Origin of the sequence: Sphaerisporangium sp. NPDC051011 (assembly GCF_040653595.1) — a bacterium.
Lineage (GTDB): Bacteria > Actinomycetota > Actinomycetes > Streptosporangiales > Streptosporangiaceae > Sphaerisporangium.
This window is the reverse complement of record NZ_JBFAGG010000008.1, coordinates 235,952-250,071: the sequence shown is the minus strand read 5'-3', so window position 1 is coordinate 250,071 and position 14,120 is coordinate 235,952. Positions and strand designations below refer to the sequence as shown.

Here is a 14,120-nt window from a genome sequence, read left to right as displayed (position 1 = left end):
CGGTCAGCGAGCGGGCGAACGCCTCCATCTGGACGAGGCCGCGTTCCTGGGTCTCGCGGGCGCACTCGGCCCGACGGAGCCGGGCGGGAGTTACGCCGTGTACACCTCGAATTCGGAGAGTTGACCGGCGGGCCAGCCGGTGTTGGCGGTGAAGTTCAGCCGGACGTACCGGGCGGACGTCTGGGTGAAGGTGAGGGTCGCCGTGTTGCCGGTGGCCGGGTTGAAGGTGTATCCGGCGGAGCCGACGATCGTGCTGAACGTCGTCCCGTTGGTGCTGCCCTGGACCGACAAGGTCTGGGTGCGCGTCGCCCAGGCGGCGGATGGCGGGAGTTTGAGGACCACGCGTCCGATGCTCGCGGACGAGCCGAGGTCGACCTGGATCCATTGCGGGAAGGCGTTGTTGGTGCTTTCCCAGTAGCTGTTGGCGTCGCCGTCGACCGCGTGGGAGGAGGCGAGGTTCTGCGTGTGGCTGCTCTCAGACGTCGCCTTGCCTCGCGCCAGGTTGGTGTTCGGGGCCGCGTCCGTGGTCGCGGTCACGGCGTTCGACGCGGGCGAGGTGTTGCCGGCCGCGTCCTGCGCGGTGACGGTGAAGGTGTAGGACGTTCCCGGGTTCAGCCCGGTCACCATGTAAGTCGTGCCCGTCGTGGAGGCCGTGACGGTGCCGCCGGTACGCACCTGATAGCCGGTCACGCCCACGTTGTCCGTGGAGGCCGACCATGAGAGCGACACGGAGGTGGCCGTCTTCCCCGTCACCGCCAGGTTGCCCGGCGCGGTCGGCGGCTGGTCGTCGCCGCCGGTGGTGGCGCCGTACACCTCGAATTCGGAGAGCTGGGCGGCGCTCCAGCCGGTGTTGGCGGTGAAGTTCAGCCGGACGTACCGGGTGGAGGTCTGGGTGAAGGTGAGGGTCGCCGTGTTGCCGGTGGCCGGGTTGAAGGTGTATCCGGCGGAGCCGACGATCGTGCTGAACGTCGTCCCGTTGGTGCTGCCTTGGACCGACAAGGTCTGGGTGCGCGTCGCCCAGGCGGCGGATGGCGAGAGTTTGAGGACCACGCGGCCGATGCTCGCGGACGAGCCGAGGTCGACCTGGATCCATTGCGGGAAGGCGTTGTTGGTGCTTTCCCAGTAGCTGTTGGCGTCGCCGTCGACGGCGTTGGAGGAGGCGAGGTTCTGCGTGTGGCTGCTCTCGGACGTCGCCTTGCCCCGCGCCAGGTTGGGGTCACCGCCGCCGGGGTCGCCGATCCACGGCGCGGTGGGACGGGTGGCGGTCAGGGCGATCTGGCCCTTGAGCATGCGGCCGCCGTCGCCGGTGAGGCGCAGGTAGTAGTCGGAGGAGCAGCGGATGCCGTCCTCGTCCAGGGCGAGCATGCCGGAGTTCGTGGGGACCGTCGCCAGTGTCTCGGCGGACTTGGCGATCTGGTTGCCCTCGTTGTACTCGTCGAACATCGAGATGTAGATGCCCTGGGCGCCCAGGCGCACCATGTTGTAGAACTGCCGCCACATGAAGTCGCCGTGGGCGCGCTGGCGGATCTTGACGTCACCGGGCAGCACGCAGGGCTGGTAGTCGATGCCGTTGGCGTTGCAGTCGGCCTGGTCGGGGAGGTTGACGTTGGTGTAGAAGCGGTCGGTGTCGGCGACGTTGCCGATGCGCCCGACCATCCACGGCGAGATCATGTTGAACGCGTGATAGACCTCGCTGAACCCGGGCCGTGAGTCCTCGATGCCGGTACGCCAGTGCGTGGGCACGCCGCCGATCACGTAGCAGCCCTGGCTCTTGAACCAGTTGACCACGTCCAGGCAGGGGGCGGGCGGGAAGGGGCGCTGGTTGTCGTTGAAGCCGAACCCCCAGATGCACACCACCGGCTTGCCGTTCTGCATGGCGTACATCGGTGAGGCGGTGTGCGCCTTCATCTTGGTGGTCCAGTCGGTTTTGATCTCCGGCTGGAAGTTCGCCCAGTCCGACACGTCGTACATGATGTAGAACTTGCGGCCGTTGGCCTCGGCGGCGGTGCGCACCTTGGCGGCCATGGCGTCGCGGGTCGGGCCCTCGGCGCCGAACGGGTTGAACCGTTGCAGGGCGGCGGTGTCGATGTTGTTCTCGCGCATCCAGCGGAAGTGGGTGTCGACCGTCTGCTGGTCGTAGGAGGAGAACAGCGTGGCCGGCTGCCCGTTGCCCAGGTTGGCGTACGCGGTGGGATAGGTGCGCGTGTACTCGCGCGTGTCGGGCCAGGCCACGATCGTGGTGTTGCCCGGGGACGGCGGCTGGCCGCCGTTGGCGCTCCAGTGCCACCAGGTGTTGATGGGGGCGCCGTCGCCGATACAGGCGAACCAGCCCTGGTACCCGACGGTGATCTTGCCGACGACGTCTCCGGGAGGGCTCGCCGCGCTCGCCGCGCTGGTCAGCGCGGACGCGAGCTGCGAGGAGCCGACCGCCGCGAGGGCGGAGCCGGACACTACGGAGGTCATGAACCTCCGGCGCGAGACAGTCACGTGCACTCCTCTTCCTTCATGTCCAAAGGCACGTACCGGCACGCGTCGTCCCCGCCGTAACTGCGGACCGGTTGCAATCATTAGACAGAGCCGGATACAGAAGTGCAATAGTCAGAAATATTCTTGTAATTGGATCGCAAGCACTTGCAATTAGTTGCGTTCACGCTCGCAAACGGGACCGGTCCAACCCGTGCGGGAACGTGCCGCCAGGCGCCCTCGGAGCCGAGAACGTCCTCGCGCGAACGACGACCTCGCGGCGGACCGGGCTGTGCCCGCGGAATTCCTCGGTGGCGAACCGTTGGTACCGCTCGACCGTGTCGCCGGAGATGGTGTCCTCGATGGTGCCCGCCGTCGACTCGCCGGTCGTGTCCCCCGCGTGCGACATGCGTGCGGCCGTCCCCGGCGACATCTCACGCGCGACGAGGCCCACCAGGGGCCGGTCAGCGGTAAGGCTCAGCGGGGGTCGGGGCAGCGGTGAGGCTCACCGGGGGTCGGTCAGCGGTCGAGTCGGAACTGGAGGTACATCAGGCGGTTGCGGTCCTCGGGCGACAGCCCGTACGCGTCGGACAGCGCGTCCACGTCGCGGGCGGTCGGGCGGAGGGTGCCCTCCTCGATCCTGCTCACCCGCGACTGCTCGAGGCCCGAGCGGCGTCCGGCGTTGGTGAGGGAGAGGCCGCTGGTCTGCCGGGCGCGCCGCAGTTCCAGGGCGAGCTGGTCGCGTATCCCCACCGGCTTCGCGGGGGGCGCGCCGGCCTGCGCCTGCGCCTGTGCCTGCGCCTCCTGCGCCTGCACCGAGACGGCCGGCGGGACGCCGCCCGAGTCCGGCAGCATGGCGGGGATGACCAGCAACCCGATCGCGAGGACGGCGATGATGGCGCCTCCCGCGATCAGCGCCGCGGTCGGCAGCGCGCTTATCCGGTCTTTGACCAGTTCGAGCCCGTCGCCGGCGAACCGGCGGGCGCGATCTATGACCGAGTCCCTTTCCCGTCTCATCCCTTCGACCGTACGGAGTCGGTGATCGCTGACATAGAGCGTCGCCGGTCACTCTTTGCTTTCCTTGTGGCGACCCTCCTGCGGACTACTCCTCGCCGCCGTACCAGTGGGCGCCGTACCAGCGGGCGCCGTACTTCTGCCAGCTCGGCGGCGTCCCGGGCAGGTCGGCGCTGCGGGCGGGCGCGCGCAGGCCGTCCAGGGCGAGGGCCAGCAGGCGGCGGCTCACGTTCCGCTGCTCCGGGGTCCGGCGGCGGGTGCGGCCGAGGTGTTCGACCAGGTACGACACGTCCAGCGGGGCGAGGTCCGGGCGTACGCTGCCGTCGGCCAGCGCGCTCCCGACCAGCGCGTCGATCAGCTCGCGGCCGGTCTTGGCGGCGGCCGCCATCTCGGGGGTGACGGCGATCGTGCCGGCGGCCGGGGCGAGCGCGCCGACGCGGGCCGCGACGCACCGGTGGACGTACAGGCCGATCGCCGACCAGCCGTCGCCGCCGGAGGCCAGCGCCTCGCGGGCGGCGGCGATCGACTCCTCCATCGACAGCAGGCACAGGCGTTGCAGGAGTTCCTCCTTGCTGCCGTAGCGGCGGTAGAAGGTCGCGATGCCCACCCCGGCCCGCTCGGCCAGCGCGGACATGGGCGCGCCCGTCCCCTGCTCGGCGAAGACCGTCCGGGCGGCCTCCAGCACGAGGTGGTCGTTGCGTTCGGCCTCGGCCTGGCGGCCCCGTGGCCGGTCCTGCCGCTCGCCGCCGTCGCGTGTCGTCGGGCTCACGGCGGAAGTCTATTGCTATCGGAGCGGATCGCTCCGATATGTTGTTCCGGAGCGAATCACTCCGATAGAGAGGAGCCGGCATGCGCGCCGTATGGCTGCGGGAGTTCGGCGGTCCCGACACGCTCGTGCCCGGTGAGGCCCCCGACCCGCGTCCCGGCCCCGGCCAGGTCGTGATCGAGGTCGCCGTGATCGGCATCCCGTTCGTCGAGACGCAGGTCAGGTCCGGTTCCGCGCCGGTCCCGCTGCCGCCGCTGCCGATCATCCCCGGCAACGGGGTGGGCGGCACGGTCGTGGAGGCCGGGCCGGGCGCCGACCCCGCGCTCGTGGGCGCGCGGGTCGTGACGTCCCTGAAGGGCTCCGGCGGGTACGCCGAACGCGTCGCGGCGGACACCGGCGGCCTCATCCCCGTGCCGCCGGGCCTGGAGCTCGCCGACGCGGTGGCCCTGCTGGCGGACGGCCGCACCGCGATGGGCGTCATGCGCGCGGCGGCGGTCCAGCCGGGCGAGTGGGTGCTGGTGGAGTCGGCGGCCGGGGGCGTCGGCAGCCTGCTCGTCCAGCTCGCCGTCAACGCGGGCGCCCGGGTGATCGCCGCGGCGAGCTCGCCGCGCAAGCTCGACCTGGCCGCCGGGCTGGGCGCCGAGGCGACCGTGAACTACACCGAGGACGGCTGGGGCGCGCGCGTCCGCGAGGCCGCGGGCGACGCGGGCGTGCGGGTCGCGTTCGACGGCGTGGGCGGGGCCATCGGGCGTACGGCGTTCGAGTCGCTCGCCCGGGGCGGCAGGTTCCTCATGTTCGGCGCCGCCGGGGGAAGTCTCACGCACGCGACGATCGCCGAGGTGTTCTGGCGGGGCATCGTGCTGCTCACCGGCGGCCAGTTCTACTCCTCGCCCGCCGACGTCAAGGCCATGGCCGAGGCGGCGCTCGCCGAGGCCGCCGCGGGCCGCCTGCGTCCCGTCATCGGCCAGACGTTCCCGCTGGAGCGGGCCGCCGACGCCCACGCCGCCATCGAGGCCCGCGCCACCCTCGGCAAGACGCTGCTCACCACCACGGAGGCCCGATGACCCTCGCCATCGGGGTCGGCCTGCCCACCACGGGCCGGGGTCCGGGGTACGACAGGCTCGGCGACGTGCGCGCCCACGCCGTCCGCCGTTCGGGACGGACGTGGGTATAGCGGCACAGATCTGCCGAAAAGCTACCGTTCCGCCGGGCTGGGCGCCCTGGTGTACGCGTTCGACCAGGTCACCTCGGCCAAGGGACGGCTGCTCCTGGCCGCCGTGCCGGTCCACCTGCGGCGGCGGATGCGCATCAGCGGCCTGGAACGTCATCTGGAGCCGCGGGAGACCCTCGATGAGGCCGTGAACGAACTCTCCGAGCTGTGAGCCCGCGGTTCCGGAGAGGTCAGGCGACGCCGATGGAGATGCCGACCCCGCCCCGGGTGTCCGCGCCGTAGCGCTCCTTCTCGCGGGCGATGTCGAGCGGCCGGATGCTGCTGCGCCCGGCGATCGTCTCCTCGGTGATGAGGGACGCCGGGACCAGCCAGGAGACCTCGAACTCCAGCCCGTCGGGGTCCTTGGCGTACAGGGCCTTGGTGGTGGAGTGGTCGGACGCGCCGACGAGCGCGCCGAGGTCGCGCAGCTTGGCGGCGATCTTGTCCAGGTCGTCGAGGGTGTCGACCTCCCAGGCCAGGTGGTACAGGCCGACGGTCGCCCGCCCGGCCTCCGAGGGCCTCGCGGCCGGGCCGATCTGGAACAGGCCGAGGTCGTGGTCGTTGTTGGAGCCCGGCGCCTGCAGGAAGGCGGCGCCGGTGAAGCCCATGACGACGCGGAAGCCGAGCGCCTCCTGGTAGAACGCCACGCTGCGCTCGACGTCGCGCACGTACAGGACGGCGTGGTTGAGACGGTGGACGGGCATGGCAGCCTCCCGAAATCGTTGAACTCTCAACTAAACTCTAACCCGGGACACTTGAGAGTTCAACCAAGGGTGTCCCCGGCGGCGAGGTCCAGATAGGCGCCGGGGTCGGCGATCACCCGCTGGATCACCTGACCGGCGGCCCCCAGCGTCGCCGCGTCGCCGCCCACCCGCGAGACGGCCAGCGTGGGGACGTGGTCGCGCATCTGCCCGAGCCGCGCGCGCATCGCCTCCGCCGCCGGCCCCGACACCCACGGGAACAGCGGCGCGAAGATGCCGCCGAGCACGATCGTGTCCGGGTCCACCAGGTTCACGGCGGTGGTGAGCGCGACGCCGAGCGCCGCCCCCGCCCGCGCGCAGGCCTCCGCAGCCGCGGGGTCGCCCGCCTGGAGGCGCCTCACCAAGTCGTTGATTCCCTGTCCTGGCGGCACCAACGCGTCCTGGCCGGCATACCGCTCCAGGCAGCCGGTGCCGCCGCACCGGCAGGCGGGCCCGTCCGGCGAGACGACGACGTGGCCGAGCTCGCCCGCGAACCCGTGCGCGCCCCGGAACAGCGCGCCGTCGACCACCAGGCCGGCGCCGATGCCGATCTCCCCCGAGACGTGCAGGAAGTCGCCGAGCGCGGCGCCGGACCCGAACCACAGCTCGCCGAGCGCGGCGAGGTTCGCCTCGTTGTCCACCAGCACCGGGACCGGCAGCGCGAGCGCGCCGGTGACCGCGACGTCCTTCCAGCCGAGGTTGGGCGCGCGGTGGACGCTGCCGGTGAGGCGGTCGACGGGTCCGGGCAGGGCGACGACGCAGCCCGCGACGGTCAGTCCGAGCGCGGCGGCCTCGCCCAGCATGGCGGTGCCGAGGCCGCCCAGCCGCGCGATCACGTCCTGCGGGGACGCCGCCCGGTTGTCCACAGCCTGTGTACGCAGGACGCGCACCGACCGGCTGAGATCGACGACGCACGCGGCGAGGTAGTCGACGTTGATCTCCAGCCCGAGCGCGGCGACGCGGTGCCCGCTCAGACGCACCGCGACGCCCGGCCGCCCGCGCTCGCCATCGCGCACCGCGCCGGACTCGACCGCCATGCCCGCCTCGATGAGGTCGCCGACGAGCTTCGACACCGTCGTCTTGGTCAGGCCGGTGTTCTCGGCCAGCGCGGCACGGGTCAGCGGGCCGTGGCGGTCCAGCTCGCCGAGCACCACGGCCAGGTTCCCGGCGCGCATCGCGTCGTGGCGTACGGCGGGTGCCATCAGGGGATCTTCCGGGTTCGGATCACAGCGCCCAGCCCCTTCGGGTGAACTCGTGGACGTGTCCCTCTTGACCAGCTTCGATTACCGGCCGATATTTAGTCCATAACATAGACTAAATCGGGAGACACAAGCGGTGGACGCGTACGCACCCAAGAAGGAAGACAAGTTCACGTTCGGTCTGTGGACGGTCGGCTGGCAGGCCCGGGACCCCTTCGGTGACGCCACGCGCGCCCCGCTCGACCCGGTGGAGTCGGTGCACCGCCTCGCCGAGCTCGGCGCCTATGGCGTGACCTTCCATGACGACGACCTCCTCGCCACCGAGTCCGACCGGGACAAGGCCGTCCAGAGCTTCAAGCAGGCCCTGGCCGACACCGGCCTCAAGGTTCCCATGGCGACGACGAACCTCTTCACCCACCCGGTGTTCAAGGACGGCGGGTTCACCAGCAACGACCGCGACGTCCGCCGTTATGCGATCCGCAAGGTCATCCGCAACGTCGACCTCGCCGCCGAGCTCGGCGCGAAGACCTACGTCTGCTGGGGCGGGCGCGAGGGCGCCGAGTCCGATGCCGCCAAGGACGTCAGGGCCGCCCTCGAGCGCTACAAGGAGGCCATGGACATCCTGTGCGCCTACGTGATCGACAAGGGCTACGACATCAGGTTCGCCCTGGAGCCCAAGCCGAACGAGCCGCGCGGCGACATCCTGCTGCCCACGATCGGCCACGCGCTCGCGCTGATCGGCGAGCTGGAGCACCCTGAGATGGTCGGCCTCAACCCCGAGGTCGGGCACGAGCAGATGGCCGGGCTCAACTTCGTCCACGGCATCGCCCAGGCCCTGTTCCACGGCAAGCTGTTCCACCTCGACCTCAACGGACAGCACGGCCCGAAGTACGACCAGGACCTCGTCTTCGGCCACGGCGACACCAAGAGCGCGTTCTTCCTGGTCGACCTGCTGGAGAACGGCGGCTACGACGGCCCGCGCCACTTCGACTACAAGCCGCTGCGCACCGAGGACGCCGAGGACGTCTGGGTGTCGGCCGCCGCGAACATGCGCACGTACAACATCCTCAAGGCCAAGTCCGCCGCCTTCCGCGCCGACCCCGAGGTCCAGGAGGCGCTGGCCGCGTCCCGCGTGCCCGAGCTGTCCCTGCCGACCCTCGCCGCCGGTGAGAGCATCGACGACCTGATCAACGAGCCGTTCGACCTGGACGAGGCGGCCGAGCGCGGCTTCCACTTCACCCGGCTCAACCAGCTCGCCCTCGAACACATCCTGGGGGTCCGGGGATGACCCTGGTCGCGGGTGTCGACTCCTCGACGCAGAGCTGCAAGGTCGTCGTCAGGGACGCCGAGACGGGGGCGCTGGTCCGCGAGGGCCGCGCCTCCCACCCGCCCGGCACCGAGGTCGCCCCGGAGCACTGGTGGAACGCCCTCCAGGAGGCGATCGCCGGCGCGGGCGGCCTCGGGGACGTCGCGGCGCTGTCCGTCGGCGCGCAACAGCACGGCATGGTCTGCCTCGACGAGCACGGCGAGGTCGTCCGGGACGCGCTGCTGTGGAACGACACCCGCTCCGCCCGCGCCGCAGCCGACCTGGTGACGGAGCTGGGCGGGCCCCGGGCCTGGGCCGAGGCGGTCGGCAGCGTCCCGGTGGCGTCGTTCACCGTCACCAAGCTGCGCTGGCTCGCCGAGCACGAACCGGATAACGTGGCCCGGACGGCGGCGGTGTGCCTGCCACACGACTGGCTGACCTGGCGCCTGGCCGGGGCGCCGGGCATCGGCGCGATCACCACCGACCGCGGCGACGCCTCGGGCACCGGCTACTGGTCGCCCGCGACCGGCACCTACCGCTCCGACCTGCTCAAGCTCGCCGCTGGCAACGCCCCGATCGTCCCGCGCGTCCTGGAGCCCACGGGCCAGGCGGGCGAGGCGGGCGGCGTGCGGCTGGCACCGGGCACCGGGGACAACATGGCCGCGGCCCTCGGGGTCGGTGCCCTGCCCGGCGACGTCGTCGTGTCGATCGGCACCTCGGGGACGGCCTTCGCGGTCGCCGAGACGCCGTCCCACGACGAGTCCGGCGCGGTGGCGGGCTTCGCGGACGCGACCGGGCGGTTCCTCCCGCTGGTGTGCACGCTGAACGCCGCCCGCGTGCTCGACGCGGTGGCCAACGTGCTCGGCGTGACCTCGGCGGAGCTGTCCGACCTCGCGCTGAGCCCCCCCGCGGGCGCGGACGGCCTCGTGCTCGTCCCCTACCTCGAAGGGGAGCGGACGCCGAACCTGCCCGACGCCACCGGCTCGGTGCACGGGCTGCGCCTGGACAACTCCACCCCGGCCCACTTCGCCCGCGCGGCGGTCGAGGGCATGCTGTGCGGGCTGGCCGACGCGCTGGACGCGCTCGGGCTCGACCCCGCCCGCGTGCTGCTGATCGGCGGCGGGGCCAGGTCGGAGGCGGTGCGCCGGATCGCGCCGTCGGTGTTCGGGCGTCCCGTCCTGGTGCCCCAGCCGGGGGAGTACGTCGCGGACGGCGCGGCGCGGCAGGCCGCCTGGCTGCTGTCCGGCTCTGCGGAACCGCCCACGTGGGCCGCCGGGACGGCCGAGACGTTCATGGCGGACCCGGTGCCCGAGGTGCGCGCGCGGTACGTGGAGGCGGCCGCCGTCTGAGTGCCCTGTTCGACGAGGTTCGACGACCCTGTGAGCTCGCGACCCTGAGGCGGACCCGGACCGCCTCAGGGGTCGAATCAGGGGTGGCACCGGATGTTGACGGCGATCGTTTCGAGTCAGTCTGGATGCATGCTGCCCCTCAGAAGGCTTTATCCACTCATAGCCGGTACCGGCATGGTGGTCGGGTCCGTCATGCTGGCGGCCGGCCAGTTCGGCGCCCCGTCCGGCAAGATCGACCTGACGATCGGCCGGTACGCGGCGCTGGACCGGGACGGGTACACCACGATCGCGCTGGCGTTGTTCGGATTGTCGGCCCTGGCGCTCGTCGCCGGGATGCGGGCGGTCCGGGCGCCCGTCTCGGGGTGGCCCGAGCGCCTGATGCTCGGATGGGCGGGCGCGCTGACCGGCGCGGCCGTCATGGCGGGCACCGCGGTGGCCGACGTCCTGGTGGTGGCCGCGCTGATGTGCCTGGCGGGGGCCTCGGGGCTGATGGCCCGCCGGTTCGGCGAGGACGCGCGCTGGCGGGCGGCGGCCCGGCCGCTGGAGTGGTTGGCGCTCGGCGCGGGCGGCGCGCTCGCCGTGCTGATCTACGTGACGCTTCCCGGTCACGAGGTCGTGATCGGCCTGGTGGAATGGGTGCTCTTCGGGATCGACGTCGCGGTGCTGGCCGTCCCGCTCGTCCACCTGGCGCGGACGGCCTGGCCGGAGCGCGCCGCGGCGGGGACCCTGGATGCCGCGACGAGGAGCGCCTTGGATACCGCGACGAGGAGCGCCTTGGAAGCCGCCACCAGGAGTGCCCTGGAAACCGCTACAAGAAGTACAAGTCGGGCTACTGCGGTGCTAAGCCGACACTAGCCACCGAAGCGACCAATATCACAAATGTATCAAGACGAGCGCCTGTCACAATGCTAGTCTCATCGGCGATCTTCACCCCTCGGCTGCCGGTCCATCACGGCACCCCGCCGACCGATGAGGTGCCATGGCATCGAGCAGGTCCGTCCGCTTCAAGATCACCGCATCGCTCGTGATCCCGCTGCTCTCCCTCGCCGCCCTGTGGATCTTCGGGGCCAGCGTCACCACCAGAGAGTCCGACAACCTGCTGTCGGTCGCCGCCCTCTACGAGCACATCGGCGGGCCCGGGGACGAGCTCACCACCGCCCTGCAACGCGAGCACGTCATCTCCGCCGAGTACCTCGGCGCCCGCTCCCAGCGCAACCGTGACGCGTTGATCGCGCAGCGGCAGCGCACCGACGAGTACCGCGAACGCATGCGCCGCCTCTCGCTCAACCAGGAGGCCCAGGCCGACCTCACCACCCCCGCGATGCGCACCGGATTCGCCGACGCCATCGCCGCGCTGGACCACGTCGACACCACCCGCTCGTCCGTCGACATCGGCTCCATCGACCAGGTCACGCTCACCCGCGAGTTCGCGCGCTTCCCCGACGCCATGCAGAAGCTCGTCAACGCCATGAGCCGCATCAACGACGTCTCCCTCTACCAGCACTCGCGCGGGCTCATCTCGATCGCCTACTCCAAGGACTTCCTGGCACGCGAGCGCGCGCTCGTCGCCGGGGCGCTCGTCGCCGGCAGAGAGCTGTCGCCCGCCGAGCAGCGGCTGTTCGCCCAGCTCACCGCCAACCGCCGGTTCCTCTTCGACCAGGGGCTGCCCGACCTGCCGGACGACGTCCGCGCCGCCTTCGACGAGCTCGCCGCGTCCAAGGGGTACAAAAGGTTCGAGGTCATGGAGGACACGCTCCTGGCCGGCACCGGGCTCCGCTTCCCCCACTCCCTGTGGCGGGGCGTCGCCGACGAGCTCGAAGGCTCGTACCAGAACACCATCACCTGGGCCAGCGGCACGCTCGTCTCCGCCGCCCGGCCCATGGCCCTCGGGACGCTCGTCCAGGCCGGGCTCGCCGGCGTGCTCGGACTGATCGCCGTCGTCGCCTCGCTCGTCGTCGCCATCCGCGTGGGACGCGGCCTGACCAGGGAACTCGCCGAACTGCGCGCCTCCGCCACCGACCTGGCGAGCGTACGGCTGCCGCGCCTGCTCGAACGCCTGCGGCGCGGCGAGACCGTCGACGTGGACGAGGAGGCGCCGCCCTTCACCGTCCGCTCCACCACCACCGAGGTGCGCGACGTCGGCGCCGCGTTCGGCACGCTTCAGTGGACCGCCGTGGTCAGCGCCGCCGAGCAGGCCCGCATCCGCGACGCCTCGGGGCGCACGCTGCGCAACCTCGCGCGGCGCAACCAGTCGCTGCTCCAGGCCCAGCTCAAGCTGCTCGACGGCCTGCAACGCGACGTCGAGGACCCCGACACCCTGCGCGACCTGTTCCGCGTCGACCACCTCACCACCCGCATGCGCCGGCACGCCGAGGGGCTGGTCATCCTGTCCGGCGGCACGCCCGGCCGCATCTACCGCGAGGACGTCCCCGCTGTGGACGCCGTACGCGCAGCCGTCTCCGAGGTCGAGGACTACACGCGGGTCCGCGTCCACCCCGTGCCGGACGTCACCATCGCCCGCGCCGCCGCCGCCGACGTCATCCACCTGTGCGCCGAGATCATCGAGAACGCCACCGTGTTCTCCCCGCCCACCACCGAGGTGTCCGTACGCGGCGAGCTCGTCGCCCGCGGCCTCGCCATCGAGATCGAGGACCGCGGGCTCGGCATGTCCGAGGAGGACCAGGAGGCGCTGAACCGCAGGCTCTCCAGCCCGCCCGAGTTCGACCCCGCCGAGACCGAACGCCTCGGCCTGCACGTCGTCGGCCGGCTCGCCGCACGCCACGACATCCACGTCGAGCTGCGAGGCTCCCCGTACGGCGGGACGACGGCGATCGTCCTCCTCCCCGAGTCCCTGATCACGCAGCACGGCGACGGCGAGGCGGCCTCCTCGGAGGGACCCCCGGAGTCCTCGAAGCGGCCCACCGGCACCTCGCCCACAGGAGGGCTGCCCCGGCGGGTCCGCAACGCCTCCCTCGCTCCGCAGCTCGCCCAGGAACAGCCGGGTTCCGGTAGGGCGGACGTACCCGACCAGGCGCGGCCGAACGACGCCATGCCCGGGAAGACCGAGAAACGATCACCAGAAGAGACCAGGGCGCTGCTGAACTCCCTCCAGTCGGGCTGGCGACGAGGCCGGGCCGACGGCGAGCGCGGTGGCGAGGAAGGGTGACATGTCGACGGAGCTGAACTGGCTGCTGGACGACTTCGTGACTCGCGTGGCGGACGTCCGCCACGCGATCGTCCTGTCCACCGACGGGCTGCGCGTCGCCGCCTCGGGAGGGCTGCTCCGCGAGGACGCCGAACACCTCTCCGCCGTCGCCGCCGGCTTCCAGAGCCTGGCCAAGGGCGCCGCCCTGCGCTTCGACGGCGGCGCCGTCCGCCAGACCATCGTCGAGATGGAGTCGGCCCTCCTCTTCGTCACCTCCGCCGGCGACGGGAGCTGCCTCGCCGTCCTCAGCACGATGCACGCGAACGCCGGCGTCATCGCCTACGAAATGGCCCACCTGGTCACCAAAACGGGCCGCCACCTCACCACGCACCCGAGAGGCGCCACACGATGAGACAACCAAGGCGCCCCGTCACGCGTCCGAGGGACATCAGATGAGCGAAGTACGCCAGAGCAGCGGTATGCACCGGGGGCGCCAGGTGATGGAAGTACGGGAGTGGACCGGCACGCACTCGGGGAGCGCCCGGTGACGGAAGAACCGCAGTGGATCGACGACGGCCCCGTCCTGCGCCCGTACGCCCTGACCCGAGGCCGCACACCACCCCCCGCGTCGTCCTTCGACCTGCTCGCGCTCATCGTCTCCACCACTACGGACGAGCCCCCCGCCGGAACCGACCTCGGCCCCGAGCACCTTCGCCTGCTCCACCTGGTCCGCAGGGCCAGGCGCGTCGCCGACCTCGCCTCCGACCTGAACCTCCCTCTCGCCGTGACCCGCCTCCTTCTCTCCGACCTCCAATCCCGGAACCTCATCACCGTCCGCCCCCCGGCCATGGACAAGATCCCCGACGCCGCCCTCCTCCACGAGGTGCTCAAGGGTCTCCAGGCGCTGTAACTCTTTCGTCCGGCCGCG

At 71.7% G+C, this 14,120-nt stretch carries 14 protein-coding genes; 8 read left to right on the top strand and 6 right to left on the bottom strand.

From position 1 onward, the window contains the following. Positions 1 to 90: 90 nt before the first annotated feature. From AB0H21_RS20435 to AB0H21_RS20420, 4 genes are all read right to left on the bottom strand, one after another. Positions 91 to 2,463: a discoidin domain-containing protein gene (locus tag AB0H21_RS20435; RefSeq protein ID WP_358518580.1), complete on the bottom strand. Its 2,373-nt coding sequence runs from the start codon at positions 2,461 to 2,463 to the stop codon at positions 91 to 93. Positions 2,464 to 2,647: 184 nt separating this feature from the next. After that, positions 2,648 to 2,872, bottom strand: a complete 225-nt coding sequence (locus AB0H21_RS20430; protein ID WP_358518579.1) for a hypothetical protein — start codon at positions 2,870 to 2,872, stop codon at positions 2,648 to 2,650. 110 nt (positions 2,873 to 2,982) lie between these two features. Further along, positions 2,983 to 3,480: a helix-turn-helix transcriptional regulator gene (locus tag AB0H21_RS20425; RefSeq protein WP_358518576.1), complete on the bottom strand. Its 498-nt coding sequence runs from the start codon at positions 3,478 to 3,480 to the stop codon at positions 2,983 to 2,985. 85 nt (positions 3,481 to 3,565) lie between these two features. After that, positions 3,566 to 4,246: a helix-turn-helix domain-containing protein gene (locus AB0H21_RS20420; protein WP_358518574.1), complete on the bottom strand. Its 681-nt coding sequence runs from the start codon at positions 4,244 to 4,246 to the stop codon at positions 3,566 to 3,568. An 80-nt stretch (positions 4,247 to 4,326) separates the two neighbouring features. Between AB0H21_RS20420 and AB0H21_RS20415 the strand changes: the two genes are divergently transcribed. Beyond that, positions 4,327 to 5,307: a zinc-binding dehydrogenase gene (locus tag AB0H21_RS20415; RefSeq protein WP_358518572.1), complete on the top strand. Its 981-nt coding sequence runs from the start codon at positions 4,327 to 4,329 to the stop codon at positions 5,305 to 5,307. A 120-nt stretch (positions 5,308 to 5,427) separates the two neighbouring features. Beyond that, complete coding sequence (locus AB0H21_RS20410; protein WP_358519023.1) at positions 5,428 to 5,625, top strand: STAS domain-containing protein; 198 nt, start codon at positions 5,428 to 5,430, stop codon at positions 5,623 to 5,625. 19 nt (positions 5,626 to 5,644) lie between these two features. Here AB0H21_RS20410 and AB0H21_RS20405 read toward each other — a convergent pair whose 3' ends face one another. Beyond that, positions 5,645 to 6,157, bottom strand: a complete 513-nt coding sequence (locus tag AB0H21_RS20405; protein ID WP_358518569.1) for a VOC family protein — start codon at positions 6,155 to 6,157, stop codon at positions 5,645 to 5,647. A 59-nt stretch (positions 6,158 to 6,216) separates the two neighbouring features. After that, the gene (locus AB0H21_RS20400; RefSeq protein ID WP_358518566.1) at positions 6,217 to 7,395 is read right to left on the bottom strand and encodes an ROK family transcriptional regulator; all 1,179 of its coding nucleotides are present in this window, start codon (positions 7,393 to 7,395) and stop codon (positions 6,217 to 6,219) included. Between the two features lie 133 nt (positions 7,396 to 7,528). Between AB0H21_RS20400 and xylA the strand changes: the two genes are divergently transcribed. The 6 genes from xylA (at position 7,529) to AB0H21_RS20370 (ending at position 14,102) form a co-directional block, all read left to right on the top strand. Further along, entirely contained in the window at positions 7,529 to 8,680 is a 1,152-nt protein-coding gene (xylA, locus tag AB0H21_RS20395) for a xylose isomerase (RefSeq protein ID WP_358518563.1), read from the top strand. Next, positions 8,677 to 10,047, top strand: a complete 1,371-nt coding sequence (xylB, locus tag AB0H21_RS20390; protein WP_358518561.1) for a xylulokinase — start codon at positions 8,677 to 8,679, stop codon at positions 10,045 to 10,047. The genes xylA and xylB overlap by 4 nt, the downstream gene beginning before the upstream one ends. A 174-nt stretch (positions 10,048 to 10,221) precedes the next feature. Beyond that, entirely contained in the window at positions 10,222 to 10,902 is a 681-nt protein-coding gene (locus AB0H21_RS20385; protein ID WP_358518558.1) for a DUF998 domain-containing protein, read from the top strand. A gap of 124 nt (positions 10,903 to 11,026) precedes the next feature. Continuing rightward, positions 11,027 to 13,213 (top strand): nitrate- and nitrite sensing domain-containing protein, encoded by a 2,187-nt coding sequence (locus AB0H21_RS20380; protein WP_358518556.1) that lies wholly within the window; start codon positions 11,027 to 11,029, stop codon positions 13,211 to 13,213. Between the two features lies 1 nt (position 13,214). Then, entirely contained in the window at positions 13,215 to 13,604 is a 390-nt protein-coding gene (locus AB0H21_RS20375; RefSeq protein ID WP_358518553.1) for a roadblock/LC7 domain-containing protein, read from the top strand. Between the two features lie 132 nt (positions 13,605 to 13,736). Continuing rightward, positions 13,737 to 14,102, top strand: a complete 366-nt coding sequence (locus tag AB0H21_RS20370) for a DUF742 domain-containing protein (RefSeq protein WP_358518551.1) — start codon at positions 13,737 to 13,739, stop codon at positions 14,100 to 14,102. The last annotated feature ends 18 nt before the right edge of the window (positions 14,103 to 14,120 follow it).

Excerpts from the sequence above, each read along its gene's own strand:
- AB0H21_RS20435 (WP_358518580.1), bottom strand. The coding sequence starts at position 2,463 with ATGACCTCCGTAGTGTCCGGCTCCGCCCTCGCGGCGGTCGGCTCCTCG.
- AB0H21_RS20430 (WP_358518579.1), bottom strand. The coding sequence starts at position 2,872 with ATGTCGCACGCGGGGGACACGACCGGCGAGTCGACGGCGGGCACCATC.
- AB0H21_RS20425 (WP_358518576.1), bottom strand. The coding sequence starts at position 3,480 with ATGAGACGGGAAAGGGACTCGGTCATAGATCGCGCCCGCCGGTTCGCC.
- AB0H21_RS20415 (WP_358518572.1), top strand. The coding sequence starts at position 4,327 with ATGCGCGCCGTATGGCTGCGGGAGTTCGGCGGTCCCGACACGCTCGTG.
- AB0H21_RS20405 (WP_358518569.1), bottom strand. The coding sequence starts at position 6,157 with ATGCCCGTCCACCGTCTCAACCACGCCGTCCTGTACGTGCGCGACGTC.
- AB0H21_RS20400 (WP_358518566.1), bottom strand. The coding sequence starts at position 7,395 with ATGGCACCCGCCGTACGCCACGACGCGATGCGCGCCGGGAACCTGGCC.
- xylB (WP_358518561.1), top strand. The coding sequence starts at position 8,677 with ATGACCCTGGTCGCGGGTGTCGACTCCTCGACGCAGAGCTGCAAGGTC.
- AB0H21_RS20385 (WP_358518558.1), top strand. The coding sequence starts at position 10,222 with ATGGTGGTCGGGTCCGTCATGCTGGCGGCCGGCCAGTTCGGCGCCCCG.
- AB0H21_RS20380 (WP_358518556.1), top strand. The coding sequence starts at position 11,027 with ATGGCATCGAGCAGGTCCGTCCGCTTCAAGATCACCGCATCGCTCGTG.
- AB0H21_RS20375 (WP_358518553.1), top strand. The coding sequence starts at position 13,215 with ATGTCGACGGAGCTGAACTGGCTGCTGGACGACTTCGTGACTCGCGTG.